The organism is Kitasatospora azatica KCTC 9699, assembly GCF_000744785.1.
GTDB lineage: Bacteria > Actinomycetota > Actinomycetes > Streptomycetales > Streptomycetaceae > Kitasatospora > Kitasatospora azatica.
Genome location: NZ_JQMO01000002.1, coordinates 111041 through 137695, shown reverse-complemented (window position 1 = coordinate 137695; position 26655 = coordinate 111041). Strand labels below are relative to the sequence as shown.

The following is a 26655-nucleotide window of genomic DNA, read 5'->3' as shown; positions in this document are numbered from 1 at the left end:
GGAGGACCCCGTGGTGGGGCACGAAGACAACGCGAGCCATGCCGACGCGCACATCGCTGTCATCGGCATGGGCTGTCGCCTTCCCGGCGACGTCGATTCACCTGCCGCACTGTGGCGGCTGCTCGTGGACGCGCGCGACGCGGTAGGCGAACCGCCGCCCGGCCGCGGACTCTCCGAGGCGGGCCACCACCCCTCCAGCGTCGGCCCGTTGCCCCGATGGGGCGGGTACCTGCGGAACGTGGACGGCTTCGACGCGGACTTCTTCGGCGTCTCCGGCAAGGAGGCGGACGTCCTGGATCCGCAGCACCGGCTGCTACTGGAGGTGGCGTGGGAAGCGCTGGAGCATGCCGGACTGGTGCCGGAACGGCTGGCCGGGACGGCTACGGGGCTTTTCGCCGGGCTCAGCTACACCGACTACATGGAAGGCCTCGCCGGGCAGCCCCGGGAGCTGGAGGGCTCCATCCTCACGAACGGGCACTGTGTCGCGGCGGGCCGTATCTCCTACCTGCTGGGCCTGCACGGGCCTTGCGTCGCCCTGGACACAGCGTGTTCCTCCTCACTGGTCGCGCTCCATCTGGCCTGCCAGGCCCTGCGCGGCGACGAGTGCGACCTCGCCCTGGCCGGTGGTGTCACGCTCATGCTCGGGGCTCGGACGACACGGTCGTTCCAGCGGATGGGGATGCTTTCGCCCACAGGCCGCTGCCGCACCTTCGACGCCGCGGCGGACGGCTTCGTGCGCGGCGAGGGCTGCGGCGTCGTCGTGCTCAAGCGTCTGCGCGACGCGCTGCGCGACGGCGACCGCGTCCTAGCGGTGGTGCGCGGCTCGGCGGTCAATCAGGACGGGCGCTCCGACGGTCTGGCGGCGCCTTCGGCGCCCGCTCAACAGGCTTTGTTCCGGCAGGCGTTGGCCCGAGCTGGCACCGATCCCCGCGACGTGGGGATGATCGAGACGCACGGGACAGGGACACCGGTCGGGGATCCGGTCGAGTTCTCCAGCTCGGCCGCGGTCTACGGCGTCGGCCAGGGCCGCTGTGCGCTCGGTTCGATCAAGACGAACGTGGGGCATCTGGAGCCCGCCGCCGGAGTCGTGGGCCTGATCAAAACGGTGCTCTGTCTGCAGCACGGGCTCATACCGCCCAACCTGCACTTCAACCGCTGGAACCCAGTCATCAAAACAGCCGGGACACGCCTGTTCGTCCCCACCGAGCTGAGCGGCTGGCCCACACGAACGGCCTCACGCCTGGCTGCGGTCTCCTCCTTCGGGTTCTCCGGCACCAACGCCCACGTCGTACTGGAGCAGGCGCCACCGCTAGACCGTCGCAGGCCGCTCCGCACCAGCCTGACGGCACCACAGCGGAGGCCGGCCGTCGACGGCCCGCTCGTCCCAGCCCAGCGCACCGCGCGGAGTGATCTGAGTGAGGCGCCGACCCAGCGCACTGGCCGCAGTGAGGTCTTCCTGGTCCCGGCCGGATCGTCGGGCGTGCTGCCCACTGCTGCCGAACGGCTCGCCGCCTGGGTCGAGACCGACGGAGCGGCCGTCGCGCTGCGCGACATCGCCCACACACTGGCCCTGCGGCGCTCCTTCGGACGCGGCCGGCTCGGCGTGGTGGCCGACTCGCACGACCACCTGATCCGCGCCCTGCGCTCGTTCGCCGCCGGACGGGCCCACCCGGGTGTGGTCCACGGGGAGGTGGGCGCCGGGATCAGTCGGCGCCCGGTCTGGGTGTTCTCCGGGCAGGGCTCGCAGTGGCCGGGCATGGGGCGCGAACTGCTGTGCCACGAACCGGCGTTCGCCGCGGCTCTGGCCGAGGCCGATGCGCTGATCGCCGCCGAAGCCGGCTTCCACGTGCTCGACACCGTCCGGTCCGGAGCGCCGGTGAGCGGTTGCGGACGAGTGCAGCCCGTACTGTTCGCACTACAGATCGCGCTGGCCGCCACGTGGCGTGCCTATGGTGTCGAGCCAGCCGCTGTGGTGGGCCATTCCATGGGCGAGGTCGCGGCCGCAGTGGTCGCCGAGGCACTGTCACTGGCCGACGGAGTCCGGGTGATCTGCCGCCGATCCGCGCTGCTCACCCGGATCGCAGGGACCGGCGCCATGGCAACCGTAGGCCTTCCCGGCGCCGCCGTGGAGCGCGAACTCGCAGCTGTCGGCATCTCCGGGCTGGTCTCGGTGGCGGTCTGGGCAGCGCCCGACTCCGCCGTCGTCGCCGGCCCCGTAGACGAGGTAAAGCGGCTGGCCGCCGCCTGGCGGGCCCGGGGCATCCCCGCACAGCTGATCGCCGTCGACATCGCCTCGCACTGCCCCCAGGTGAACCCGCTGCTGGCCGACCTTGCCACCTCGCTCGCCGATCTCGACCCGCGCCAACCCGCCCTGCCCTTCTATTCGACGGTCCTGGACGACCCGCACGAGACGCCGCTGTTCGACGCCGCCTACTGGTGCGACAACCTGCGCCGCCCGGTCCGCTTCGCCGCCGCTGTGGCCGCCGCAGCCGCCGACCGCCACCAGGTATACGTCGAAGTCTCCCCGCAGCCCGTGGTCACCCGCGCCATTTCGCAGAGCCTGGCAGGCCTGCAGGCCGAACCCGTCATCCTGCCGACCCTGCGCCGCGGCGAAGAGGAGCTGAGCACCTTCCGCACTCAACTCGCCGCCCTTCACTGCGTCGGCGTCGACGTCGACTGGTCCGCTCTCTATGCGCGGGCCGATCTCGCCGACGTCCCCCCGCTCACCTTCAACCGCCGGCGCCACTGGGTGGAGAGTGCCGAAGACACGCCCGTCGACACCGGCCCGCAGACCCTGCCCGGCGCGCACACCGAAGTGCCCGGAGCCCAGCTGCGCCATCACTGGCATGCCGACACCGGATTCGCGGCACTGCCCTGGATGGCAGACCACCGTGTGCACGGCAGCCCCGTCCTGCCCGGCGCCGTCTACTGCGCCTTGGCACTGACCGCCGCCTGCGAGGTGTTCCACGCCGCGTCGCACGAAGTCGAAGCCGTCGACATCCACTTTCGCGAACTCATGCCACTCGCCGACCACACCGACATCAGAACGGTGGTCACCGAGCTGGCTCCCGACCACGCCACCTGCGACATCTTCGGGCGCTCTGCCGACGGGAGCTGGGTGCGGCAGGCTGACGCAGTACTCCGCCGCACCACCGCGTCGGCGCACGGGCCGGCCGCGTCGGTCGCCGAACTGGTGGCGCAGCACCCCACGGACCTCGACGCGGGCTTGCTCTACGCCGGTCTGCGAGAGCGGGGCCTGGAACACGGTCCCGCCTTCGCAGGCATCACCGACCTGCACACCTCGCCCCACAGTGACAGCTTCTGGGCCCGAGTCGAGGTGCCGAGCGCCGCACGGACGGCAGAGCACGGCCTGCGGATCCATCCGGTCCTGCTCGACCTGTGTGCGCAACTCGTGGTGACCGGCCTGAACCAGGAACCGGGTCACGGCCTCGTCCTGCCCGTCGAGGTGCAGCGGGTGCGGATCATGTCGGACCCCCTGGCCGCGACATTCGGCCACGCCCGGGTCTCGCGCGCCGACACGACAGGCATCGTCGGCGACGTGCTGCTACTGGACGAGGGCGGCCGACCCGTGGCCGCAGTCGATGGGCTGCGATTCGTCCGGCATGGCACGGACAGCGTTGTCGGCGTCGACCGGTGGTTTCTCGAGACCAGTTGGGACGCCGCGCCACGCCAGGAGACACCGACACCGATCGCTGAGGGAAGCTGGTTGGTCGTCGGCGAGGCGGACGGCTCCGCCGAGGTGCTCGCCGACGCCCTGCTCGCTGCGGGAGCGGCAGCCACCGTCCTCGACGCTCCGATCGGCGCCGAACCGTTCACCCGGCTCAGGGACCGCCTCACGCGGCACTGGGCGACATCGTCCGCGCGGCTGTCGTCCGTCGTCGTGGTGTGTGCGCAAACCGTACCCGGGGCGGATCCGGGCCCAGTCGCGCTTGACCGCGTCCGACGCCTACTCGCCGTCGCCCAGGCTGCTGCGGCCCACATCCGGCCCCCACGCCTCTACGCGGTCACCCGCGCCGCACGGAGCGTGGCTGCCGATCTGCCGGCCGAGCCCTCCCAGATCGCTCTGCGTGGCCTGGTGCGCGTGCTGACACACGAACATCCCGAGCTGCGGGCAACCCTGGTTGACGCCGATGCCGCCGACGCCGACCTCAGCAGCGTGGCGCACGAGATCCTCGCCGACGCCAACGAGGACGAGGTCGTCCTTCGGGGCGCCACCCGCCACATCGCGCGTCTGGCCTACAACCCACTGACCCAGGGCGAGCGCACGCGCGCCAGCACCCGCGCCGTCCGTTACGGCGCCGACCATGTCCAGCTGCGGGCCTCGCGCTTGGGCGACCTCGGTTCCCTGGAGCTCTTCACGGCCTCACGACGGGCGCCGGGCCCGGGCGAGGTCGAAGTCCGCGTGCGAGCGGCGGGTGTGAACTTCCGCGACGTCCTCACCACCATGGGCCTGCTGTCCACCGACGAGGGCGCCGGGTACCGGATCGGATTCGAGTGCGCGGGGCAGGTGACCGCGATCGGGCCCGGCGTGACTCACGTGGGTGTGGGGGACACCGTGCTCGCCGCCGACCTGCGGGGCGGCGCCTTCGCCTCGTTCACCACGGTGCCTGCCGCCCTCGTCGCACCAGTGCCCGCCGGGCTGACCGCCGAGAGCGCAGCGGGGCTGCCCACCGCGTTCCTCACCGCTTGGTACGCCCTGCGCCACGTCGGCAGACTGGGTGCGGGCGAGCGGGTGCTGATCCACAGTGCCACCGGCGGTACAGGTCTGGCAGCGATCGCCGTCGCGCGCGGCCTAGGCGCAGAAGTGCTGGCCACTGCTGGAAGCGACGGGAAACGCCGGTTCCTGCGCGACCTCGGCATCCGGCACGTGATGGACTCCCGCACCTTGGACTTCGCCGCGCAGACCCGCGCCGCTACTGCGGGCGAGGGCGTCGACGTCGTCCTCAACTCGCTGGCCGGTCCTGCGATCCGGGCCGGCCTCGAGACCCTGCGACCATTCGGCCGGTTCGTCGAGCTGGGCGTGCGGGACATCCTCGCCGACGCTCCGCTCGGACTCGCACCGCTGCGGCACAACATCACCGTCAGCACCGTCGACCTGATCGAACTCCAACAAACCCGCCCCACCACCTTCGGCACGGTCATGCGAGAGGTCCTCGCGGCGTTCGAGCACGGCCGTCTCAAGGCGCTGCCGCACCGCGCCTACCCGCTCGCCCGGGCCGGCGACGCGCTGCGCCTCATGGCCGGTGCCGGTCACCTCGGCAAGCTCGTCCTGACCGTCCCCGACGACGGCAAGACCACCGCAGTGCTTCGTGAAGCGCCATCGCCGGTGGCGGGGGAGGGCGCCTACATCATCACCGGCGGCCTCGGCGGCCTCGGCCTCGCCACCGCCGAGTGGCTGGCCACACACCGCGCGCGCCATGTCGTGCTCAACGGCCGCAAACCTCCCACCGCTGCCGCCGAGCAGGCGCTGACACGGCTGCGCGAAGGCGGCACCCGCATCACCGTCATCCTCGGCAGCATCGGCGAACCCGGAACCGCCGAGCGCCTCGTGACCGCCGCCACCTCCGACGGGCTGCCGCTGCGCGGCCTCGTACACGGCGCCATGGTCCTCGACGACGCCGCGATCGCCAACATCACCGACGAGCAGTTGGAGCGGGTGTGGCTCCCGAAGGTCACCGGCGCGTGGCACCTGCACCGAGCCACCGCTGACCTGGCCCCCGACTGGTTCGTCGTGTACTCCTCCATGGCCGCACTGCTCGGCAACCCCGGTCAGGGCGCCTACGCCGCTGCCAATGCCTGGCTCGACGCGTTCGCTGCCTGGCGCACCGCCCGCGGCATGCCCACGCTCGCCGTCAACTGGGGCCCGTGGGGCGAGATCGGCGTCGCCACCGACTTCGCCGCCCGCGGCTACCGGACCATCCCCACCGCAGCGGGCCTGGAGGCCCTGGCCGCTCTGCTGACCCACCGTCGCGTATGCACGGGTGTCATCCCGGGCGAGCCCGACAGCTGGATCCCGGCGGCCGGACGGCAGTCCTCGCTGTTCAGCCGCCTCATCCAACCCAGATCGGAGCCGAGCAGCGGTCAGGCCGTCGCCCGCGACACCCTGCGCGACCTCCGGTCCGTCGAAACCGCGCTCGCCCGCCGCACCGCCCTGGAGGCATACCTCGCCGACCACATCCGCACCGTGCTCCGGCTCACCAGCCCCACCCTCGACCCCCAGACTCCGCTGAAAGCGCTCGGCTTCGACTCCCTTCTCAGAATCGAGCTGCGCACCCGCCTGGAAGCCGGGCTCGGCGTCCGACTCTCCAGCGACTTCGTATCGCGGCACCCGACCTTGGCCACCCTCGCCACCGGCCTCGCCGAGCAGCTGGGCCTTGACCTACGCACCGATGTCGGCCGCTGACCCCAGCAAGGCCCGTGCCCCGATCACGCGGCCCGATCAACGGATCAAGGAGACCCCCGTGATCACGCCCGACCGACCCGGCGGCGGGACCCACGCCGGTGAGAACTTCGTCGTCACCTTCGCTGCACACCCCGACCGCGTGGGCCAGATACGCCACATGCTGAGAGCGATCCTCAGGTACCGGCGACTGGAACACCTCACTGCGGACGCCGAACTCGTCGCGAGCGAACTGGTGACCAACGCAATCCAGCACGCGCCCGACCAGCGCCCGATCACCATCACCGTCGATCTCGACGAGCAGTGGCTGTCGCTCGCAGTCCGGGACCACTCGGCAGACTGGCCGCGTCCCGCCGAGCCGGTCCCGTCCCAGGAGAACGGGCGCGGTCTGCTCCTCGTCGGGCGACTAGCCGGCTCATGGCACTGCGCCGCCCACACGGACGGCGGCAAAACCGTTTCGTGCCGGCTGCCCGTCAGCGATCCCAGCCCGGCGCGAAGGCTCCTGCCGCGTCGGCAGCACACGCCGCCGCTCGAAGCCGATGGCAGCGGCGCCCGCCAATCCGCCTCGGACCGGCCGCCCTCCCAGGACGCGTCGCTGAGCCAGTCCTGACAGATGGCTTGGGCGCGCCTTGTGCGAGCTCGTTCCTCCGGCTTGCCGCACCGCGCGCCGGTCGCGCCACAGTCCCGGCTTATCCTCGCCGGGCGAAAGGCATATACGGGCCTTCGGGGATGAGAGCGGAGAAAATCGGGCCGGCCGGGCACACTGCTCCATTTGGGATCAATCGCCCTTCGGAGTAAGTCGTTGAATGCCACGCTGAACTCGTACGTCGACCCACTGGGGCTATCATCAGTGGGCGAGGCAGAGGAACCGGCAGAATTGCGAGCTGACTGCGCTCGGTGAAATTACCCAGCCCGTCCACAGAATTCTGCCCACTGGCGCTCCGCGAAATTGACCAGGGTGGCGCAGCCTGACGGAGCACCCCTCCGGGCGATCATCACAGCCCCGCTCCGGAGCGAGCCACCGGTCGGTGACCGCATCGGCGGCGCCCCCCGCAACACCCCAGGGCACCGCAGGGTTCGACCAGCGACCCCTGCCCCGGATCGGTCACGCGCCCCGAGACCGGCCAGGGGTGGCGCACCATGGCGACCCTACGTCGCGCCGATCACCGCGCCAGGCGCAGGCCGGCCGGCCGCAAGACCCCGACCCGCATTCGGTGCCCGTCCTGCTCGGTGAAATTCCTCAATGAGAAGTTCGCAGATGAAACGTTTTTCTTGTGACACCGTCCAGGCCCCTCATGCTATGTTTCCCGCCTCGCTGCGAGCGTCGCCAGTCAGGTTCCGCATTGACGGAAGACCGGGTCGGAAGGGTGATTGATGCTCACGAGAGAAGAATATGTGGAGCTACGCAGACTCAGCCACCAAGGGTGGTCAATCTCAGCGATTGCCCGGCACCTGGGCCGGGACCGCAAGACCGTAAGGTCCCACCTCGGTGGCGAGCGCGTCGCGGGCGTCCGAAGCCCCGCACAGGACGAATTCCAGCCGTTCGAACCGTACTGCCGTCAACGCCTCGCCGATGATCCGCACCTGGTGGCGCGGGCACTGTTCGAGGAGGTCGTTGACCTGGCTTATCGAGGCGGCTACTCAACCTTCACCCGGGCGCTGCGCAAGCGCAGGCTCAGGCCGCGGTGCGAGCTGTGCGACCACGGCTCCCGCATCCACCGCAACCCCACGGAACGTTCGGCGCACGGGGAGGTGCGGCTCGACTGGTTGCGGCTCCCCGATCCGCCCGTTCAGTGGGACTGTGGGCCGCAGGCCCACGTGCTGATGGGCGAGGCCACACCTTCGGACTGCTGGCGTGCGGTGCTCGCCGAGAACGAGGAGTTCCCGCAAGTCATTGAAGCACTCGACCAGTTGCTGCGACGCCTCGGCAGCGCCGGCCGTTACTGGCGCCTCGGCCGGATACCCGGCGCGTCGTTCCCCTCGACCGGGAAGGTCACTCCGGAGTTCGACCAGGTTGCCAGGTACTACCGCGTGGAAGTCGAAGCCTCGCCCGGCTCCTGCCACCACCACGAGGACCGCCGCCTAGCCGTCCACCGCTGGTGGCGCACGGTACGAAGCGACACCCGCATCCATGTTGCCCAGGAGGCCCTCGACCGGCTCACGGAACAGTGGGACGCCGGCGTAGCAGCCGGCGGCACCATCCACGCCGATCCGCAGGACAACGACCGCCCGGCCGGCAACGCCAACGGCATGGCACGTCTGCCCGCCGACCCGTTCCCCGCCCACGTCCGCGCGATCCGCACCGTCAGCAGCCAGAACCTGATCCTGTTCCGCGGCAACGCATACGCGCTGCCGGCCGACCTCGGCGGTGCTGTTGTGGAAGTCCGCTGGCGTCTCGACGAGCCGTACCTGTCGATCACCACCAAGCGCGGAGCCGTTCTCGTCCGCCACCCCCTCGCGCCCCGAGGCGCAGGACTGGTCGTGGCTGGCCGTGGCCACACCATCGCCCTCGAACGCCCTACCCGCACGGCCCGCACCAGCAGCCCCTCCTGCCGTGCCAACACCCCCCGCCCCATCTCCGCAGCCGCCATAGCCCTTGCCGACGCGCTCCGCGCATGTGTCCCGGCAGGCCCGGAGGCCGACCGAAACAACGAACCCTGATCCGACCGGTGCCCTTCGGGCCAGGTTTGCTGACGGCGACTGGGCCGTCGACGGGCTGCTAGTCACGCTGACGTTCTATCGCTGCACCCCTTGGAGTCGATCACCTAAGATGATCACTGAAAATGTTGCGGGTGTGGCCCCGGCTCGGTTGGCTCTGAGCCAGTCTTGGCCGACCCACGACCCCGATGCCGACACGGTTAAGGCCGCTCTGCAGCAGCAGTAGCGACGGCCTGGCGGCCTTGCGTTCGTCCGATCGGACGAACGCAAGCAGTCTTCGCCACGGTGCGGCTACGCATGGCGAGTTCCCGATGACCGCGCGTCGGGTCATGCGTGGCCGAGAAGCTCCTCGCGCCGCGCCAGTGCCCAGGCGCGTTCCGCCTCGATGTCCGGGATGAAGTCCTGTCGCAGGAACGAGGCCCAGGGGTCCTCACCGAGTACGCCCAGGCGCGCGATCCGCTGGGTTTCATCGCGCTGCAGCCGCGCCAGGGCGTCAAGAACGTCGGCCGGGTCCGCGCCGTAGGCAGCGCACAACAGCTGAAGCCGTCGCGCGAGCGGTGCGCCAGCCTGGCCGTAGCCGACTTTGCGCTGGCGCTCGGGAAGACGCAGGGGCACGCTGTACCAGGCCAGTTGCGCAAGATCGTCCAGGGCCTCGCCGGGGATGGCCAGATCCCAGTCGATGAAACCCACCAGCTGGTCGTTCGCCCAGACCGAGTTCCAGCTGGTGAGGTCTCCATGACGCATGATCAGTCCGGGACGCCAGCGGGCATCGCCGTCGCACCACACGGCCTGCGGTGAGGGCCGGAAGTCGCGTACGGCCTCGTGGTAGTCGCGCAGCCACCGTCCGAGCGCGGTCACGCCCTCGTCCGCGAGGAGTGCTTGCGGCCACGGGTACAGCCCGACCTCACCGTGCAACAGCGACACCACCTCCTCGCCCTCGTCGGGGCCGGTGCCAAGGGCGCGCGGTGCGCCGGAGAATCCGACCCGCTCCAGGTGGCGGAGCAGTTCATGCACCGCAGGGGTCCACACGCGCCAAGGCCTGCGGATGGTCTCGCCTTCACGGCGTACCACCGAGAGGCCGCCCCGCATAGATTCACCGTCCTGGATCACGGCAGAACCTTATAGAAGATCATTGGATATGTTGCGGGTTTTGGTCCCGGCTCGGTCGAGCCGGGGCCAGAATCGTCTTCATGCAGGGGGAGTGGGCCGGGGAGCCGGTCGGGGCGGATGTGTGGGAGACCTGCCGGGAGTTGATCCCGGCAGGGAGCGTGTTCGCGTTCTTGGCCGAGCACCGCGAGACGCTGTTCCCGAGGTCGATGTTCGCGGACATGTACCCCTCGTCCAACGGCCGGCCGAGCATGCCGCCGCAGGTGCTGTCCGCCGCGGTGGTGCTGCAAAGCCTGTACGGGGTCTCGGACTTCGACGCGGTCCAGGAGTTGCGGTGCGACCTGCGGTGGAAGGCGGCCTGCGGTCTCGGGCTGCACGACACCGCCTTCGACCCCTCGTTGCTGACATATTTCCGCCGGCGCCTGCAACGCTCGGCGGATCCGAACCGGATCTTCACCAAGGTCATGGGGTCGTGGCGCCCACCGGCGTCCTCAAGGGCAGGCACCGCCGGGCGTTGGACTCCACCGTGCTGGACGACGCGGTCGCCACGCCTGCGGAGGGCGCCGTGCGTGACGTTCTGGACGAGGTGTACCCGTGGTACGCGGCCGGTGAGAGTGTCGGGCTTGCCACGGTGATCAGTACCTTCCACAGCGCGCCGCGCCCGCCCTGGGCGGCGATGGCGGTGTCGGAATCGGGCACCGTGGTCGGCAGCGTGTCGGGCGGCTGCGTGGAGGGGACGTCTACGAGCTGGCCCGGGAGGCGCAGACCACCGGCCGACCGGTGCTGCGCACCTACGGCGTGAGCGACCGCGAAGCCATCGAGGTCGGGCTGACCTGCGGCGGCACCATCGAGGTCTTCGTCGAGCCGGCGTCCCGCCGGGCGTTTCCCGAACTCCCGTCCCTGATAGCCTCGTTGGCGGCCAACGAACGGGTCGCGTTGGCCACTGTGGTGCCCGGACCGGATTCCGGGTCGGTCGGCTCGGCCGCCACCGGTGCTTGGGTGGGTCGCATGCACCTCTCCTACTCGCCGGGCGCCCGGTCTGTGGGCGCGCTCGATCGCCAGTTGGGACCGTTGGCGGCGCGCGTGCCGCGGTTCGGGTACGGCGGGCCCCACCGTCGTGCGGTGACCTGGGTCAACGCTGCGGAGATCCCAGCGGGCCCGGACGTTGTGGCCGGTCCGGGGCGGCAGGACACTGGGAGGGACCGGCGGTGAGGCCCGCCGCAACGGCACCGGCTCGGTGCTGATGGCCGCTACGCCCTTCACGGGGCTGGTAGCACGGGAGGTGGCGACGATGTCACGGATCTCGGTCGAGCTGGAGCCGGCGGTCGGCTCCACGATCAGCACGACCGGCGTGGGGCCGGCCGACGCCGAGGCGCGGCCGGTCGGCAGTGGCCGATTGCCGGACACGCTGAGCGAGGACGGTGAGCCGCTCGAGGTGCTTGTGCTGATGCCGTCCTCGGTCGCGGCAGGCGAGACGGTCGAGGCGCAGCCGGTGGCGCTGGTCCACCTGCGCCGGAAGGACCAGCCGCGTGACGAGGTGCTGTGCGTGGTGGACGATCCGCACCATGCCGAATCGCCCCGGTGGCAGGTGGACCCCGAGGCCTGGGCCGCTGCGCTGGCCCGGGTCGCGCCCAGCGGCGCTACCGAGATGACGGGGTGGGGTTCGCGGGCTGAGGCCGACCACTTTCTCGCCGAGGCCCAGCACGCCTGCCAGCGGCTGACCGGGTGCCTGGAGTGAGCACCGACCCGGCTTTCGGTGACGGCTTCGCCCTGTGGCCCGAGGCGCTCGCCCGGACAGTGGACGGCGGCTCGCGGCCCGGGCTTCGGGTCGTCGACGCGCGTACCGGGAAGTCGGCAAGGATCCCTTCCGGGGACCGGATTCTCGTGCGGACCTGTGTCCACCTCCCGGCAGGCGACGGCGGTGGTCGGGTCGGGCTGACCGAGCTTCGGGCCGTGCTGATCGGCGATGTTCTGCAGCGCGTCGCGGAGTGGGAGGGCCTCCAGGTAGTGCGGATCCTCGCCGTGCCGGACCTTGATCCGGAGCAGGTCAAGCTCCTGGACCGCGCCGCGGCCGCGCTCGGCGTCCATCCGCCGGTCGCCGTCGTCGGCCCGAGTGAGGTACGGGCGGCTCTGCAGGGGTCGGTGGACGTGCACGTGGTCGCGTCCGGCGCCGACTGGCCGCACGGCCCCGACGGCGTGTGGATCGCCGTCGGCGACGTTGGGAGGTCGTCCGAGGAGAGCGGCGTGGTCGAGGCGCTCGCCGGCGGTGCGGGTGATGCGACAGCACTGCGCCTGGTGCTGCTCTCCCACCCGTATCGCGAACTCGCCCGCACCGATCCGCAGGCGCTGAGCAACGCCGCCGAGACGTTGCGGGACTGGCGCCGACACGTCGCCGACTGGGCACACGCGCCCTCGCGGCCCGTCCCCGACGAGATCCGCCGCCGCGTTGCCGCCGCATTCACCTGCGACCTCGACACCCCGGCCGCGCTCGCTCTCCTTGGAGACGTCCAGCGGGCGGACGGCCTCGCCGCCGGTGCCAGGTTCGAGACCTTCGCGTCAGCGGACCGCGTGCTCGCTCTGGAACTCACCCGGGATCTGGGTCTGCTCTGACCGAGCGCGCAACCGGCCGCCAGCCTCCCGTGTTCCACCGAGAAGTCGCGGGTTGGTTGCCCACTGTTCATCGTCTACGGTCATGTGGATCAGGGTTTTTGGCCGCGGGGGACGACGAAGTCGGTCAGCACCGCGGAGCCTTCGCCGACCTGGTCCCACCGATCACTCATCGCCAGCGCCGCGAGAGCGGATGTCGGGAACTTCGCCGACATCCGCTCCCGTGCGTCGCCCAGCGCGTCACGGGCGAGAGCCAGCGCAAGCTCCTGCACACCAGGGAAGTGACCTACCAGCAGCAGGCACCGCACCTGCTCCAGCGTCTCGTGCAGCACGTCGAGGAGAACGGGGAGACTGGCGCCGTACACGCGCTCGTCGAAGGTCACCGCCGGTACGGCATCCAGTTCAGCCGCGACCAGGTCCCAGGTCTGGCGGGTGCGGCGGGCCGGTGAGCACACGACGGCGTCCGGCCCGCACCCGGCCGTGCGCAGCCATCGGCCCGCGGCCGGGGCGTCGCGCAGCCCTCGTGCGGCCAGCGGTCGGTCGCGGTCGCCCACACCCTCGGGCCAGGCGGATTTGGCATGCCGCAAGACGACCAGACGCCGGGACCGTTCCACGCTCATGAGGTCCAGCCTGACAGAAGCCGCCGCCGAAGCGCATCAGCTGCCCGTGAGCCCGAAGGGAAGCGTGCTCGGGTGGAGATCCAGCACGCGCTGGGCCTTGGTGCGGAAGTCGGGGCCGGTGATGAAGATCCAGCAGCGGTGCTGCCAGGATTTGAGCGTGTCCCGGTCCAGCCAGCTGCGCACGGTGGAAGCCGACACGAAGGACCCGTCAAGCCCGTGCGCGGGACCGGTCAGCCCAGGCCGTGGTCGCCGGCGTAGCGGACGGCCGCGACGCGGTCGCGGGAGCCGGTTTTGGTGAAGACGCGGCTGATGTGGGTCTTCACGGTGTTGCCGCTCAGGAAGAGGGCGGCGGCGATCTCGGTATTCGTCATGCCGCGTGCCATCAGTGTGAGGATCTCCGCCTCGCGGCGGGTCAGGCCGTCGGGGAGCGGCGGGTCGGCGGGGTCGGGGTGCGGCGGGTCGGCGGGGTCGGGGTGCGGGGGCCGGGCGGGAGCACTTGCCACCCTGCTCGCCGCGGCGAGCAGGGTGGCCTGGACCTTGGGGTCGAGGACGGACAGGCCCGCGGCAGCACTGTGCAGGGTACGGGCGATGTGCAGACGGTCGGCGTCCTTGGTGAGGTAGGCGCGGGCCCCGGCCCGCAGCGTTTCCAGGACGGAGGTGTCGTCGGCGTAGGTGGTCAGGACGACGACGGCGACCCCGGGGTGGTCGGCGGTGAGCCTGCGGGTGGTCTCGGTGCCGTCGAGCACCGGCATGTGCAGGTCGAGCAGGATCGCGTCGGGGTGGTGCTCGGCGACCCGGTCGAGCGCCTCTTGGCCGTTGGCCGCGGAGGCCACGACGTCGATGTCCGGGAGCAGGTCGAGCATGAGGGCCAGGCCCTCCCGGACGCTGGCCTGGTCGTCGGCGACCACCACCCGCAGCGGCCGGGCGTCCTGGGCGCTCATCGCGGCACCTCGGCGCACACGCGCCACCGGCCGTCCCGTGCCCCCGCGTCGAGCGTCCCGCCCAGCAGCAGGAGGCGCTCGCGCATCCCGGTGAGCCCGTAGCCGCCGTCGACGGTGGCGAACTGCGGCCTGTCACCGGCTCGTTGGGTGAGCGGGTTGTCGAGGGTGAGTGTCACGTGGTCGTCCTCGTAGGTCAGGATGACCTCCACCGGCTGGGTGGGAGCGTGTTTGGCGGCGTTGGTCAGGGCTTCCTGCGCGGTGCGGAAGAGGGGCAGTGCCTGGTCCGCGGGGAGTGGGAAGGGCTCGCCCTCGACGGTGAGCCGCACCGGTACGCCGTGCCTTTGCCGGTGGGTGTCCGCCGCCTTGGCCAGTTCCTCGTCGAGCGGTGCGAGGGACGAGCGCAGGGCGTGCACCGCGCGGCGAGTCTCGGTGAGGCCGTCGGCGGTCAGTCGCCGCGCCCCGGCGAGCACGGTCACGGCCCGGTCGATGTCCTGATGGTCCGTCAACACGGCGCTGGCGGCCTGGATCTGGATGCTCAGGGCACCGAGCGAGTGGGCCAGTACGTCATGGATCTCGCGGGCGATCCGGGTGCGCTCGTCCAGCACGGCCACCCGGCGCTGCTCGGCGCGCAGCAGCTCGGCCTGGGCTAGCAGGTCCGCGGACTGCTCGGCACGCAGCCGCCAGGCGCGCCGGTTGTGGCTGGCGATCAGCACCGTGACCACCAACAGCGGATAGCCGAGGGCGATCCCGCGGCCCGCCCCGCTGACCAGTACCCCGGTCTCCACCGCCGCCACCGTGCAGCCCGCCGCGGCCCAGCCCACCGGGAGGCTCGCCTCGGTGCCCAGTTGCATGACGAAGAGCAGTGCCAGACCGATGAGTGATCCGGCGTGCGGTAGGGCACTGGCGCACCCCGCGAGGACGGCGGCGGCACCGAGCAGCAGCCGCAGCCGTGGGGCATGGCCCGCGGCCGCGTCGCCGGTGACATCGGTGAGCCCCCACACCAGCAGGGCCACGCCACAGAGCGCGTAAGCGGCGACGGCGAGGGCGAGGCTCCCGGTCCCGGCCGGAGGGTGGACGAGGGTCTTCAGGCCGACGCACGCGTACGCGCCGGTCCGCAGCAGCCATGACACCGTACGAAGCACGGGCGCAGGATACCGGCCCGCCGGCCGCCCGGTCGCTCGGGCTTCGCCTTCACCGTCCGGCGCGGGAGGTATGCCCGGCGGGTGGCGTCGGGTCATCGCAGTCACCGGCCACCCTGGTCGCCGAGGACATCGCGCTCCAGGCGGTTGTGGGCGGTCGCGTACCGCGCGTCCTGCGGACCCGGGGTGGCCTGGGGGTACGGGGCGACCGGGGGATACGACGAGGCCTGCGGAGCGCTGCGCGCCGGCGGGTCGGCCGGACCGCCCAGGAGCCCCGCCAGGGTGCCCAGCACGTCGAAGGGGCGGCTGTCCTTCTCCGGGGCGAACGGCACGCCGGAGGCGAGAGCGCGCGGTGCGACGACGGCGGCCTGACCGAGCCGGTTGACGCCCAGCAGCATCAGGATCGGCGCCGTGGAGGCCGCCACGTGGGCGTCGACTGCCGTGGCGACGAGCGTCATCACCAGTCGCGAGGCCACCAGCGCGAGCCACAGCCACAGCCCGCGCACCGGCATCCGCGCCCACAGTGCACCGCCGCGCGACTCCAGCCGCAGCCGGGCTCCCTGGGCTGCGCCGATCCCGGCGGCGGCCACCGCGCCGATGACCAGGCAGGCGATGTCGGCGGTGGTGAGGTGGCGGCCGCCGTTGCCGAGACGGGTGAGACCGGCGACGGCGAGAACGGCGGGCAGCACGATCAGCCGCTTCCCGCGCAGCGGCTCACCGCGCACCTGACGCGCGATCACGAAGCCCACGACGGCGATCGCGACCAGCACTTCCAGAAGGTTCAGCACGTTCACTCGAGGACTCCCGTGGGGCACGCGTCGGTTCGGACGGCCTGTTGACCGCGCCGACACTAGATACGCCCGAGGCCGAACGCGTCACCCTGTGCGGTGACCCGCAGGGTGAGACCGGTGCCACCGCACGCCTCACGGCTCACCCCCCGATGTCACCCCCTGCTACGGCGCGGGGCTCTCCCCGCCGGCACGAGTCTGAGCAGGCCGGCCGGAACCCTCGGCGCACCGTTCATCGAGAGGCTGTGTCCCCATGTCCATGCTCACCCAAGCCATGATCATTAACGGTATGGTCCTGATCGCCGTCCTGGAAGCGGACCTCGGACCCCACCGGAAGATCGGGAAGCTGCGCATCCTGCGGCCGCTGCTGATGGCCACCGCGATCGTCCCCCTGTTCATCAGGAGTCCCGCCACCGACGGTACCGGCCTGGCCCTCGAACTCGCCGCCGTCGTCGTGGGGTTGGCCGTCGGCCTGCTGGCGATGACCTTCACCGAGGTCTACCGCAGCCCCAAGACCGGCGGTCCGGTCAGCCGGGCGGGTTTCGCCTACGCGGCGCTCTGGATCGTAGTGGTCGGCGCACGGGCCGCGTTCTCCTACGGTTCGGAGCGTTGGTTCGGCCAGCAGCTGGGCCGCTGGATGCTCGACAACCAGGTGTCCGGCAACGCCCTCACCGACGCACTGCTGCTGATGGCCGTGGCGATGATGCTCACCCGCACTCTCGGACTCGCGGCGCGAGCGGCCAAGGCCGGACGCCGGGTGCCGACCACCGCAGCCGTGTAGCGGTTGCCCTCGGGGGCGGCATCGTGGCATCGGCCGTGGCCCAGGAGCTGACTGTCCGTCAGGCAACGAGACTGCTGACCAGCCATCCCGACCATCTCGACGAGAGCCGTGAACCGGCTCCTGACGATCACTGCTGAGCCGAAAGCATGCTGTCTCTCCGGAGCATCCCCCATACGGTCCGCCGTCGAGCTCGGCTCGCCGAGGCGGAACGCATCCGCGTTCGTGCGCCGGTTCGGTTCACGGCGGGTCGGCCGGCGTCGACCCTGGTCAGGGTGAAGCCGTTGTTGGGCTTGCCGGCCAGAAGCGCGGCCGGTCCGCCGCTGAGGGCGTAGGTGAAGCCGCCCGGCCCGGCGACGACGTCGCTGGTGACCGGATCGGCGACGGTGTCCGTGACCGACACCGAAGGGTGCTCGGTCGGCGCGGCGGTCTGGTTTTCATGCGAACTTACGGCACATTGAGTTACGGCGCCATTGCTGCAAATCATCGCGAGGGGCCGGAAGTGGATCCCGTCATGTTCGGGGAGCCGTGACAACTCCCGTGCATTTCACGCCCGTTCGTAGCCCTCGCGGTGCGCGCCTTGCCAGGTTCGTGAACGACATCAATGAAGAGTGGTGGCAGTCCCCATGACGCAGGAAGCCAGGATCGACGTCGAACTGACGTGGAATCATGCTGAGGAGAAGTCCTCGGCCGAGAAGGTGGCGGAGTTCGCCAAGCACCTGCCGCAGGGCCCGTGGTTCGGTGCCCCCACCGGCGTGGCGCGCGCCGACGATCGGGAGCCGACGTACACCCTGCCGCTGCGGTCCGCGCGACCGTACCGGCGGGAGGTCGCCGTCGGCGAGGCCGCGGTGTACCTCGCCGACGGCCACGACGAGCTGGAGCGGCCGTTCATCTTCGCGGACGGCTTCAACTACGGTCCCAGCGACCTTCCGGGGCTGTTCGCGCACTTCAACGCGCCCTACCCAGGCAGCCAGGTCGGCTTCCTCGACCAGCTGCTCACCGCGGGCATCGACGTCGTCCTGGTCGGCTTCGAGCAGCGGCACACCTACATCCAGGCCAACGCCGGCGTGGTGATCAGCGCCATCCAGGAGGTCATCGCGCGGCGGCACGGCGACGTGGAGCTGATCGTCGGCGGGGTCAGCATGGGCGGCATCATCACCCGCTACGCCCTCGCCGAGATGGAGGAGAAGAAGCAGGACCACCAGACCGGGACCTACCTCTCGTGGGACTCCCCGCACAACGGCGCCTGGATCCCGCTGGTCCTCCAGCAGCTCGCATACTTCTTCGAGGCCCTGCCGGTCCCGCCCGGCGAGGTGAAGAAGGCCGAGCTGATCAGGAGCCCCGCCGCGCAGCAGCTGCTGTACGCCTGGGTCCCGGACGCGAAGTACTCCGGCCCGGTCGCCACCGCCAGCGAGCTGCGCACGCAGTTCCTGGCGGAGCTGGAGGACCTCGGCCAGTTCCCGCGGCGGCCGCGCAAGTTGGGCGTGGCCAACGGCACCGGCAACGGCATCGGGCGCGACCTGCCGGCGGGGCAGGAGGTGTTCAAGGTCCAGGTCCCGCTGGTCCACTACGTCCAGGCGAACTTCCAGCCCGACGGCGGCGAGTACCAGCCGATCGGTGAGATGCGGGCCGCCGGCCAGGTGCGGCGAGGCTTCACCTCGCACGTCCCCGGCCTGGACGGTGTGCCCGGCGGCATCCTCGACACCTTCGGTGGAATCGCCGAGGCGCTTGGGGCCACCATTTCGACGGAGTACGAGCGCAGTTGCTTCGTCCCCTCGGTGAGTGCGGTCGCGCTGGACTACGACCCGGTCGAGTGGAACGTCGACCCGTACGAGAAGGTCGAGGGGGCTGACGAGAAGAGCGCGCTCGACGAGTTCAAGTGCGACAGTGAGAACACCGTGCACAGCCAGGTGACCAAGCCGCTGGTCGACTGGATCGTGGAGCGGATCGTCCGCTGAGGCCAACGGCTTGCACAGTGCGGCCACCCCGGGTCGCAAGCCCGGGGTGGCCGCACTGTGGGATGCGGCCGGTCCCTGCCCGTGCTCGTGCCTGGCACATTCTCACGGACTTCACGGCGCCCACGTCAGAAGCGTTCGGCGACTGCGGGACCGTCAGCAGCAGCCGTGCCACTGGTAGTCGGCCGGCGCTTCCGGGCCGGGCTCGGGCTCATCGCTGTTGGCGGCGGCGGCGACGGCGGGATGGATGGTGGTTCCCTTCTTGATGGTCTCGGCGACCGTGATGTCCTTGATCTTCTCCGGTTCGACCGTCAGGGGGTTGGCGGAGAGGATCACCAGGTCGGCGAGCTTGCCGACCTCGATGCTGCCCTTGTGGTCCTGCTCGAAGTACTGGTGGGCGGCGTTGATGGTGATGGACTTGACCGCGTCCAGGGCTGATACGCACTGCTCGGGTCCGAGGACGATCTGGTCGGTGCGGGTGCGGCGGGTGACCTGGCTGGACAGGATGGCGATGGAGTTGGGCAGGGCCACGGGGGCGTCGTGGGGCGAGGTGTAGATCATCTGCCGGTCGACGGCCCAGCGGGCCGGGGAGATGGTGGCGGCACGCTCCGGCCCGAGGACGGTCTTGCGGTACCAGTCGCCCCAGTAGCAGGTGTGCATGGAGAAGAAGGACGGGATGACACCCAGGCTGGCGAAGTCCTCGATCTGGTCCTCGCGGGCGGTCTGGGCGTGGATCGCCACCGTCCGCCGGTCGGCGTCAGCGGGCTCGACCTCGGCGGCGGCCTTGACCGCCTCGATGAACTGGTCGATCGCGGCGTCCCCGTTGACGTGCGCCAGCACCTGCCAGCCCTTGGCGTACGCGGTGCGGACCTTTTCTTCGCGCTCAGCATGTCTCATGAGACACGGTGTCGATCACGAGCCAGGCGCTGGACCTGGGAAGCGCTGGTGCTCGCGAAGCCTCAGGGAACAGCACGCCTCAACAACTGCCTGACACAGCTGGAGCGAACGCTTCAAGTCGCGAGTCAACATCTCGCGTGGGCGGCCTACCGCGGACAGCGGCCCGGTGCGGCTGCCGCATTACCGGGCTGAGCAGTTCAGGGTGACAGGGTTCCGCTGTCCTGATGGGCTGAACCTCCAGCTGGCCGGACCGGTCCACGTCGATGCCTCGAGGATCCACTCTCAGGAACTGACCCTGACCTCCACTGACGGGTTCCTCCAACTGGCGAATGCAACCTTCGGCACGCCGACCACCATTGCCACAGGCACTGACGGCCCCCCGTCGGGGGACCGACGACCGTGACGGCGGAGCTGCCGTGCGCGCGGTGATCGCCGAGGACTCGGTGCTGTTGCGGGTCGGCCTGGTCAAGGTGCTGGAGATGGGCGGCTTCCAGGTCGTCGCGGAAGTCGGCGATGCGGAAGCGCTGTTGGCCGCCGTCGAGGAGCACCAGCCCGAACTCGCTCTGGTGGACGTCCGGATGACGCCCACCTTCACCGACGAGGGCGTGCGGGCGGCCGCGGTGATCCGCCGCGGCCGGCCGCGCACGGCGGTGGTCCTGCTCTCGCAGTACGTGGAGGAGCGGTACGCCGCTGACCTGTTGGCGACCAACACGAGCGGAGTGGGCTACCTGCTCAAGCAACGCGCGGCCGATGTCCAGGACTTCGCAGCAGCGGTACGGCGGGTGGCCGAGGGGGGAACGGCGCTGGACCCCCAGGTCGTCGCCCAACTTCTGCTCCGCCGCGGCGACCCCCTGGCCGCCCTGACCCCGCGCGAGCGGGAGGTGCTGGCCCTGATGGCGGAGGGCCGGTCCAACGCCGGCATCGCCGAGGCGCTGACGGTCAGTGAGAGCGCGGTGGCCAAGCACATCAACAACATCTTCGCCAAACTCGACCTGCCGGTGGCCGATGCGGACCACCGCCGGGTGCTCGCCGTGCTGCGCTTCCTGGGCGCGCCCAGGGGCTGAGCCCCGGGGGCACGCCTGCCGTCATCACGGCGACGGGCTCGGCGACGGCCCACGCTGCGCCGCGTCCGGGGGCACGGGGACCGTGTCACCGATACGGACGACGCCAGAAGTGATGCGGCCTCCCTGCAGGGGGATGACCTCGTCAACAATCTCGGACACGCCTCTGGTTCCTTTCCGTCGCCACTGTCCATACTGACTTCGGCGCGCCAGGGTGAACTGTCCCGGTTTGCCTGACGAGCTCGGTGTGGTGGCTGTATCCGATGGGGTGTGAGATACGCGGATGGGGGCGGGCTGACCGCTTCAGGACGGCTGCGCCGGGAGACGGTGCGGATGCAGGCGGCCGAGCTGTTCGAGCAGGAGGTCAAGCCGGCGGAGGTGGCCCGGCGCCTGCGGGTGAGTGGGAAGTCGGCTTACCAGTGGCACCAGTTGTGGCGCGAGGGCGGGGTCGAGGCGCTGGCATCACGTGGCCCGGGTGGGTCGCGGTGCCGCCTGTCCCCGCGCTGCCTGGAGAAGCTCGCCGGGTATCTGGACCAGGGCCCGGCCGCGCACGGCTGGGTGGAGGACCAGGTGTGGACGGCAGCGCGGGTGGCCACGCTGATCGGGCGGAAGTTCCACGTCTCGTACAGCGTCTCGGGCGCTACACGGCTGATGCACAGACTTGGCTTCACTCCGCAGATGCCCGCTAGGCGGGCTGCGGAACGTGACGAGCAGGCCGTCACCGCGTGGACGGAGGTGACCTGGGCGGAGGTAAAAGAGCCCGGGCGGACTGCGATGGGTGGGTCTGCTTCGAAGACGAGGCCGGCTTCACGCGCAGGCCGCCCCGTGGACGTACCTGGGGACGGCGGGGCATCACCCCGGTCGTGAAGGTCTCCGGCAGCCGCTCCGGACGTGTCTCGGTCGCTGGGCTGATCGCCGTGCGGCCAGGCTCCCGGACCAGGCTGTCCCACCGCATCCGGCGGCACACCGGTCGCAAGGGCGAGCGGCGGAGCCTCTCCGAGCGCGACTACATCGGCCTGATCGACGGCATCCACCATCTGGTGAAGGCGCCGATCGTGCTGGTCTGGGATCGGCTGAACACCCATGTCTCCCACGTGATGCGCGAGTTGGTCGCCGCCAGGAACTGGCTGACCGTATACATCCTGCCCGCCTACGCGCCGGACCTGAACCCCGTGGAGTGGCTCTGGGCGCACGTCAAGCACAGCCTGGCCAACCTCTCCTCGGTCGCCGTCGACCGTCTCGAAGCCCTCGTCCGCAACCGGCTCAAACGGCTCCAGTACCGCCCCGACATCCTCGACGGCTTCCTCGCCGGGACCGGCCTCTCCCTGGACCTGCCACCACCATCACCCTGAAACGCCGAAGTCAGTAACAGGTGGCTGGTGAGACGATGCGCGGATGGATCTCATAGGGGTGACTGAGCGGGAGCGCTTCGCCAGCGTCGGCGAGTACGTCAGTTTCGCTGCGGCATGCCCTGTTTGCAGAGGGGAGGCGCCATGCTCGGGCGGGCAAGCTCTGATTTCCGACCGCCTGGAATGGAGCATCGAGGCCGACTGTGCCGTTTGCGGGCCGTCAGCGGTATGCGGGAGTGGAGACGTGCCGGCCGATCTGCGTGAGCGATTGCTCGGCGAGCGTGGCCCCGCGCGCCTTGACCTCCCTCAGCAAGGTGCCCGAACCGCTGTGATCATGAAGGTGATCCGGGCGACGTTGAATGTTGAGCTGAATGAGGCCAGGAAGATGCTCCAGGCTGTGCAGTCAGGTCAGAGCGCGGCGACGTTGCCCGAGATCGAGCAGCTTGCTCGGAGACTACGCACGGTTGGTGTTGAGGCCCGAGCCGTCCGCGACTGAAGGTCCTCGCCGTTCGGTGGCGGACGGTCAGGCGCCCCACCACGCGTCGTTGCCGCACCCGACCTCGAAGTGCCACCAGCCTCCCTCCTTGCCGCGGTTCAGGAGCTTCTTGATCCCGGAGAAGTCGGCGTTGGCCGGAACGTTGACGGCGACCATGGGGAACTCCTCACTGAAGACCTCGCCTCCGAGCCCGAACGGTGAAAGGCGCTGGTGGACGGCTTGGGGGCTGCGGCCCAGAGGACCGGAAGGGATGGGGACGACCCGAATCGTGCAGTTGCCGGAGGCGCTGACCCGACCGACAGCCCAGTGCCTGCCGTCTGCGTCCGTCTGGAACCTCACGACGTCGCCTTCCGCCACCCCGTCCTGGAGGAACGCAACGTTCTGCACTCGCGCCGTGTCGGCACTGAGCTTGGTTGCCCACAGGCCCTCCGTGTCCTGAGGGAACCAGCCTTCGCGAGGGGTGAAGCGAAACCAGACCTTGATCTTCTCAACCGCGTTCGCCATAGCGGCAATGATGCGCGGATCGCCCGCAGCACCTTGCATCGGGTCTGGACCGCTCGCGTTTGGCGATGTGTCCTCAGCTGTGGGTGAGGGCGGAGCGCGTTCGGCCGAGGTAGGTGTTGATGCCGTTGTAGGTGAGCGGCGTGTCGTGGTCGTCCATCATCCGGGCCCAGATCTCTGCCGTGGGGAGACCCTCTGTGGCCATGGCGTCTATCAGATTCCGGCGAACTTCCCAGCCGGGAACTCTTCGTGAGAACCGGCGGGGTTCCTGCTGTTGGAGGGCCTTGCGGACGGTCTTGGGGTCGAGGCCGCGCCGTTGGGCGGCGAGTCGCAGGGGAATGCCTTCGTCCTGAAGGGCGGACGTGAGGAGCAGGAGGTCGACGTCGTGAAGGCTCGGCTCTCCGGATACGGGTTGTGGTTCGGCGGGCCGGGCCTTTCCGGGGGCGTCGGCGAGTGCTCGCCGCAGGTCGGTGGCTGACCGGTCGGCGAGCTGGGCGAGGAGGGCGATGTCGGGCTTCCCGTGGCGGGATTTCGGGCAGACCAGGCTGTTGAGGTAGCTGGGCTTGAGGTGGTTGCCTCGCGCGAGGCGGCGCAGGTAGGAGTCGGTGCCCTCGCCGAGGTGGGGACGGACCCGGACCGGCAGCGGCCGCAGCGGAGGCTGGGTGGGCGGAGTGTTCACCGGCGGCCGCCAGAGGGGGCGGTGCGGGCGTTGGTCTGCGCGGTGTGGTCGAGTGGGACGGCGTCCAGGCTGTCCTTGGTGATCTTCTCGGTGCCGGTGAGGATCGCGTCGATGGCCGCGCCGCGGATCTGGTGGGAGAGGGCGCCGATCATGCCGCCGGTGCGGTTGTGGAGGTGGCGGTCGAGGGCGACGAGGGTGCCGGGCCGGTGGTCGTGGAGCAGGAGGTTCTCCTCCAGGGTGGCGACCAGGCCGGCCCATTCCTCGCTGTAGGGGAAGGGGCGGGTGGGCAGGAGGGTGAAGCGGCCGGCGATCTGGGCGCCGCGGGTGCCCGAGAGCAGGTTGCTGCGTTCGATGTCGATGCCGGCGTAGACGAACGTGGCGGGGATGCGCTCGGAGAAGTACTTGAGGGTGTCGGCGACTTCGGCGCCGGCGCGGCTGGTCAGGGAGATGTTGTGCAGTTCGTCGACGAGGATCAGGCCGGTGCGGGTGTCGGTGCAGACGCCGACGACGGCCTCGATGATGTCGGTGATGTTGATGCGACCGCGGGTCGGCAGGCCGAGGAAGCGGGCGAACTCGGCGGCGATCATGCGGGCCGTGGCCGCGGGCGGGACGGTGATGTAGACGACTGGGATGCGGTCGCGGTTGCCCGGATGGCGGGCCTGGTCGAGGAGTTCGTGGGCGCGTCCGAGCTGGGTGATGGCGATGGTCTTGCCGGTGCCGGCCAGGCCGGAGAGGATCAGCCCGCGTCGAGCGCTGATGGCGTGCCGGTTCAGCAGGACCAGGCGCCGTCCGCAGGTGACCGCATGACGGACCGTCGAGGTGGCAACGACCCGAAGGCGGGCGTGGTGGTCGAGGCGGGCCTCGTCGTAGAGCATCCGCTCCAGGTCGCCGAGTGCTTCGTGTTCGGCGCGGGGCAGCAGTGCCGGCGGCGGGGGCGGGTCGGCTATGAACCGTCGCCAGCCCTCCAGCGTGGTCAGGTGCCGTCCGACCTCGTCCTCGCCCTCCTGCAGGGCGTGTCCGGTGAGGCTGTCGGGGGCGGTCACGTGCGTCTCCAGGGGTTTTCCAGGGGGTCGAACAGGCCGAGCGGAATGACCTTGGCCAGTGGCCGGCCGTCGTCGGCGGGCGGTTCCGAGGCTGGGTCTGGCGCGGGTGCGGTGGGGGAACCCTTCGGCGGGACGGCGGCCGCGGTGGCGGTCGCGCGGGTGCGGGCGGCGACCCGTCGGTCGCGGCGGCCGAGCTTGCCCGCGGCGGGCCGGTCGGGTCCGGCGTGGGCGCGGGTGAGCAGGGCGGTGACCGCGTCGGCGATCTCGGTCTCGGTGGCGCCGGGCAGTTGGTGGCTGATGTGGTCCCAGGCCAGTTCGCCGAAGGGGACCGGCGCGCGGTGCAGGTGCTTCCAGGTCGCCTGGATCCATGGCCGGCCGTCGCCTCGGTGGTCGCGTACCCAGATTCGGGAGACGTCGTAGGGGTCGCGGTGGACTTCCCAGAGGCCGCGCTTGGCGGTGATGCCGGAGTCCTGGCGGCGGAGCGGGTCGAGGTCGGGGCTGTCGTAGACGCGGTGCTTGAACTTGATGCCGTAGTCGTTGACCGCGCGCCACTCGGCGGGCAGCAGCTCGACGTAGTCGTCGCCGCCGAGCGCGACGGGGACGTAGCCGCAGGCCTCGACGAGGGTCGCGTACTTCTCGTTCGGGGTGAACATCCGGCTCGGGTGCGCGGGGTCGCGCAGGCTGTCGTGCGGGCGGTTCTGCCAGTGGGCGACGATCCACTCGTCCAGCAGCTCCTGGAGTTCCAGCAGCGACCAGAGCCGATCGCGCTCCGGGTGACGGCCGCGGTGGTCAGTGCTGCGGCCCAGGTGGCCGGGCAGGAACTGGACGAACAGCGTCGCGATCGAGGCCAGCATCTTCTCGATGTGGCCCTTCTCGAAACCGGAGCCCTTGTGTGCGGGCTGGAAGTCGATCTCCAGGAACCGGCAGGACGACTTGAAGTTCCGGGAGATGAACGCCTTCCCGTGGTCGCAGACGATCATCTCCGGGACGATCACCGGCCGGGCCGCGGCGTGCTCCAGGCGCTCGTCCAGGGTCAGCAACCGGCGGTGCGGCAGCACCGAGCGCGACATCCGCAGGGCGTCCGCCCAGCCCGGCCGCTGCGGCTCCGGCGTGACCGTGCGAGCCAGCAGCACGCTCGCGTCGACCGCCTTCGTGGTCGGCCGCAGCACCGCCGCGGTGAGCGTGCGCGTCGCCACGTCGATCATCGCCGTCAGCTCGATACGGCCCGGGACGCCGTCGTCCAGCAGGACCATCACGTCCATCGGCGTCGAGTCGATCTGCATCACCTCGCCCGGCGCGAACGCCGGCAGCTCGCCGAACGGGGTTTTCGCCCCGTGGGCCCTGGAGCGGCGGGTGCTCGCGGCGCCGAAGGTGTGGGTGCCGCGGGTCAGCTTCGCCAGCAGCCGGTAGAGCGTGCGCTGCGAGGGCAGCTCGACACCTTGGGCCTCGGGGGTGCGGCGAAGGATCTCCCCGGTCCGCCAGATCAAGTACGACCCGGTGCGGGTTGAGGCGTCGATGCCCTCGCTGATCGCCGCGCGCATCGCCGCGACCACCCGCCCGTCGACCGCGGTGAACTCGGGCGCCTTGGGGGCGGATCGGCGGTCGACCAGGCCGA

General features: G+C 70.7%; 24 protein-coding genes and 1 pseudogene. 13 read left to right on the top strand and 12 right to left on the bottom strand.

All coding sequences use genetic code 11. From position 1 onward, the window contains the following. Positions 1 to 10: 10 nt before the first annotated feature. From BR98_RS01210 to BR98_RS38860, 3 genes are all read left to right on the top strand, one after another. Positions 11 to 6424: a type I polyketide synthase gene (locus tag BR98_RS01210; RefSeq protein WP_035839096.1), complete on the top strand. Its 6414-nt coding sequence runs from the start codon at positions 11 to 13 to the stop codon at positions 6422 to 6424. 58 nt (positions 6425 to 6482) lie between these two features. Further along, the gene (locus BR98_RS35880) at positions 6483 to 7031 is read left to right on the top strand and encodes an ATP-binding protein (protein WP_198042097.1); all 549 of its coding nucleotides are present in this window, start codon (positions 6483 to 6485) and stop codon (positions 7029 to 7031) included. Positions 7032 to 7795: 764 nt separating this feature from the next. After that, a complete protein-coding gene (locus tag BR98_RS38860; protein WP_035839093.1) occupies positions 7796 to 9082 on the top strand; it encodes a Mu transposase domain-containing protein in 1287 nt (428 codons plus the stop codon). 324 nt (positions 9083 to 9406) lie between these two features. Here the strand turns inward: BR98_RS38860 and BR98_RS01195 are convergent, their stop codons facing one another. After that, positions 9407 to 10189: a phosphotransferase gene (locus tag BR98_RS01195; RefSeq protein ID WP_051969169.1), complete on the bottom strand. Its 783-nt coding sequence runs from the start codon at positions 10187 to 10189 to the stop codon at positions 9407 to 9409. An 80-nt stretch (positions 10190 to 10269) separates the two neighbouring features. Between BR98_RS01195 and BR98_RS42230 the strand changes: the two are divergent. The 5 genes and pseudogenes from BR98_RS42230 to BR98_RS35860 form a co-directional block, all read left to right on the top strand. Continuing rightward, a pseudogene (locus BR98_RS42230) lies at positions 10270 to 10635 on the top strand (transposase); the annotation flags it as partial. Between the two features lie 23 nt (positions 10636 to 10658). Beyond that, positions 10659 to 10988 (top strand): XdhC family protein, encoded by a 330-nt coding sequence (locus BR98_RS40755; protein WP_232247187.1) that lies wholly within the window; start codon positions 10659 to 10661, stop codon positions 10986 to 10988. Next, positions 10967 to 11398, top strand: coding sequence for a hypothetical protein (locus tag BR98_RS35870; protein WP_051969167.1), 432 nt, complete (start codon positions 10967 to 10969; stop codon positions 11396 to 11398). The genes BR98_RS40755 and BR98_RS35870 overlap by 22 nt, the downstream gene beginning before the upstream one ends. A gap of 79 nt (positions 11399 to 11477) precedes the next feature. After that, on the top strand, positions 11478 to 11924 hold the full coding sequence (locus BR98_RS35865; RefSeq protein ID WP_198042096.1) for an inorganic diphosphatase: 447 nt from the start codon (positions 11478 to 11480) through the stop codon (positions 11922 to 11924). Beyond that, positions 11921 to 12796: a hypothetical protein gene (locus BR98_RS35860; RefSeq protein WP_051969165.1), complete on the top strand. Its 876-nt coding sequence runs from the start codon at positions 11921 to 11923 to the stop codon at positions 12794 to 12796. The genes BR98_RS35865 and BR98_RS35860 overlap by 4 nt, the downstream gene beginning before the upstream one ends. A gap of 89 nt (positions 12797 to 12885) precedes the next feature. Here BR98_RS35860 and BR98_RS01170 read toward each other — a convergent pair whose 3' ends face one another. The 5 genes from BR98_RS01170 to BR98_RS01155 all read right to left on the bottom strand — a co-directional run bounded on the left by BR98_RS01170 (position 12886) and on the right by BR98_RS01155 (position 16287). Beyond that, entirely contained in the window at positions 12886 to 13413 is a 528-nt protein-coding gene (locus BR98_RS01170; protein ID WP_035839084.1) for a SixA phosphatase family protein, read from the bottom strand. 36 nt (positions 13414 to 13449) lie between these two features. Further along, positions 13450 to 13596, bottom strand: a complete 147-nt coding sequence (locus BR98_RS38850) for a hypothetical protein (RefSeq protein ID WP_157537275.1) — start codon at positions 13594 to 13596, stop codon at positions 13450 to 13452. Between the two features lie 47 nt (positions 13597 to 13643). Further along, positions 13644 to 14354, bottom strand: a complete 711-nt coding sequence (locus BR98_RS01165; RefSeq protein WP_035839082.1) for a response regulator — start codon at positions 14352 to 14354, stop codon at positions 13644 to 13646. Further along, positions 14351 to 15496, bottom strand: a complete 1146-nt coding sequence (locus BR98_RS01160; RefSeq protein ID WP_198042095.1) for a sensor histidine kinase — start codon at positions 15494 to 15496, stop codon at positions 14351 to 14353. Before BR98_RS01160 ends, BR98_RS01165 begins: the two co-directional genes overlap by 4 nt. 101 nt (positions 15497 to 15597) lie before the next feature. Then, positions 15598 to 16287 carry a hypothetical protein gene (locus BR98_RS01155; RefSeq protein WP_035839079.1) on the bottom strand — a complete coding sequence of 230 codons (690 nt, stop codon included), beginning with the start codon at positions 16285 to 16287 and terminating at the stop codon, positions 15598 to 15600. A gap of 268 nt (positions 16288 to 16555) precedes the next feature. Here BR98_RS01155 and BR98_RS01150 point away from each other — a divergent pair, with 268 nt between their 5' ends. Next, positions 16556 to 17062: a hypothetical protein gene (locus tag BR98_RS01150; RefSeq protein WP_157537273.1), complete on the top strand. Its 507-nt coding sequence runs from the start codon at positions 16556 to 16558 to the stop codon at positions 17060 to 17062. Between the two features lie 127 nt (positions 17063 to 17189). On the opposite strand, the gene BR98_RS01145 is transcribed toward BR98_RS01150, so the two are convergent. Continuing rightward, positions 17190 to 17594 carry a hypothetical protein gene (locus tag BR98_RS01145; RefSeq protein ID WP_157537271.1) on the bottom strand — a complete coding sequence of 135 codons (405 nt, stop codon included), beginning with the start codon at positions 17592 to 17594 and terminating at the stop codon, positions 17190 to 17192. A 91-nt stretch (positions 17595 to 17685) separates the two neighbouring features. On the opposite strand from BR98_RS01145, the gene BR98_RS01140 reads away from it, so the two are divergent. Then, positions 17686 to 19017, top strand: a complete 1332-nt coding sequence (locus BR98_RS01140) for a lipase family protein (protein WP_051969163.1) — start codon at positions 17686 to 17688, stop codon at positions 19015 to 19017. A gap of 153 nt (positions 19018 to 19170) precedes the next feature. Here the strand turns inward: BR98_RS01140 and BR98_RS01135 are convergent, their stop codons facing one another. Continuing rightward, positions 19171 to 19911, bottom strand: a complete 741-nt coding sequence (locus BR98_RS01135; RefSeq protein WP_083975841.1) for an amidohydrolase family protein — start codon at positions 19909 to 19911, stop codon at positions 19171 to 19173. Between the two features lie 416 nt (positions 19912 to 20327). On the opposite strand from BR98_RS01135, the gene BR98_RS01130 reads away from it, so the two are divergent. The 3 genes from BR98_RS01130 to BR98_RS38845 all read left to right on the top strand — a co-directional run bounded on the left by BR98_RS01130 (position 20328) and on the right by BR98_RS38845 (position 22817). Continuing rightward, on the top strand, positions 20328 to 20975 hold the full coding sequence (locus tag BR98_RS01130; protein WP_035839072.1) for a LuxR C-terminal-related transcriptional regulator: 648 nt from the start codon (positions 20328 to 20330) through the stop codon (positions 20973 to 20975). Between the two features lie 267 nt (positions 20976 to 21242). Further along, a protein-coding gene (locus tag BR98_RS42745) for an IS630 family transposase (protein ID WP_456152109.1) occupies positions 21243 to 22324 on the top strand; the annotation gives its coding sequence in 2 pieces (ribosomal slippage) (positions 21243 to 21725 and positions 21728 to 22324; 1080 coding nt in all). Positions 22325 to 22565: 241 nt separating this feature from the next. Continuing rightward, complete coding sequence (locus BR98_RS38845; protein ID WP_157537266.1) at positions 22566 to 22817, top strand: hypothetical protein; 252 nt, start codon at positions 22566 to 22568, stop codon at positions 22815 to 22817. A 27-nt stretch (positions 22818 to 22844) separates the two neighbouring features. Here BR98_RS38845 and BR98_RS01110 read toward each other — a convergent pair whose 3' ends face one another. From BR98_RS01110 to BR98_RS01095, 4 genes are all read right to left on the bottom strand, one after another. Further along, positions 22845 to 23321 carry a DUF4265 domain-containing protein gene (locus tag BR98_RS01110; protein WP_035842321.1) on the bottom strand — a complete coding sequence of 159 codons (477 nt, stop codon included), beginning with the start codon at positions 23319 to 23321 and terminating at the stop codon, positions 22845 to 22847. 73 nt (positions 23322 to 23394) lie between these two features. Then, positions 23395 to 23997: a TniQ family protein gene (locus BR98_RS01105; protein WP_035839068.1), complete on the bottom strand. Its 603-nt coding sequence runs from the start codon at positions 23995 to 23997 to the stop codon at positions 23395 to 23397. Then, positions 23994 to 25052: a TniB family NTP-binding protein gene (locus BR98_RS01100; RefSeq protein WP_407639433.1), complete on the bottom strand. Its 1059-nt coding sequence runs from the start codon at positions 25050 to 25052 to the stop codon at positions 23994 to 23996. Before BR98_RS01100 ends, BR98_RS01105 begins: the two co-directional genes overlap by 4 nt. Then, entirely contained in the window at positions 25037 to 26581 is a 1545-nt protein-coding gene (locus BR98_RS01095; RefSeq protein WP_232247325.1) for a transposase family protein, read from the bottom strand. Before BR98_RS01095 ends, BR98_RS01100 begins: the two co-directional genes overlap by 16 nt. Positions 26582 to 26655: the final 74 nt, after the last annotated feature.

What these genes read in the sequence shown, in the direction of transcription:
- BR98_RS01165 (WP_035839082.1), bottom strand. Translation starts at nt 14,354, where the DNA reads ATGAGCGCCCAGGACGCCCGGCCGCTGCGGGTGGTGGTCGCCGACGAC.
- BR98_RS01095 (WP_232247325.1), bottom strand. Translation starts at nt 26,581, where the DNA reads ATGCGCGCGGCGATCAGCGAGGGCATCGACGCCTCAACCCGCACCGGG.
- BR98_RS38860 (WP_035839093.1), top strand. Translation starts at nt 7,796, where the DNA reads ATGCTCACGAGAGAAGAATATGTGGAGCTACGCAGACTCAGCCACCAA.
- BR98_RS01135 (WP_083975841.1), bottom strand. Translation starts at nt 19,911, where the DNA reads ATGAGACATGCTGAGCGCGAAGAAAAGGTCCGCACCGCGTACGCCAAG.
- BR98_RS01110 (WP_035842321.1), bottom strand. Translation starts at nt 23,321, where the DNA reads ATGGCGAACGCGGTTGAGAAGATCAAGGTCTGGTTTCGCTTCACCCCT.
- BR98_RS35865 (WP_198042096.1), top strand. Translation starts at nt 11,478, where the DNA reads ATGTCACGGATCTCGGTCGAGCTGGAGCCGGCGGTCGGCTCCACGATC.
- BR98_RS01170 (WP_035839084.1), bottom strand. Translation starts at nt 13,413, where the DNA reads ATGAGCGTGGAACGGTCCCGGCGTCTGGTCGTCTTGCGGCATGCCAAA.
- BR98_RS01150 (WP_157537273.1), top strand. Translation starts at nt 16,556, where the DNA reads ATGATCATTAACGGTATGGTCCTGATCGCCGTCCTGGAAGCGGACCTC.
- BR98_RS01140 (WP_051969163.1), top strand. Translation starts at nt 17,686, where the DNA reads ATGACGCAGGAAGCCAGGATCGACGTCGAACTGACGTGGAATCATGCT.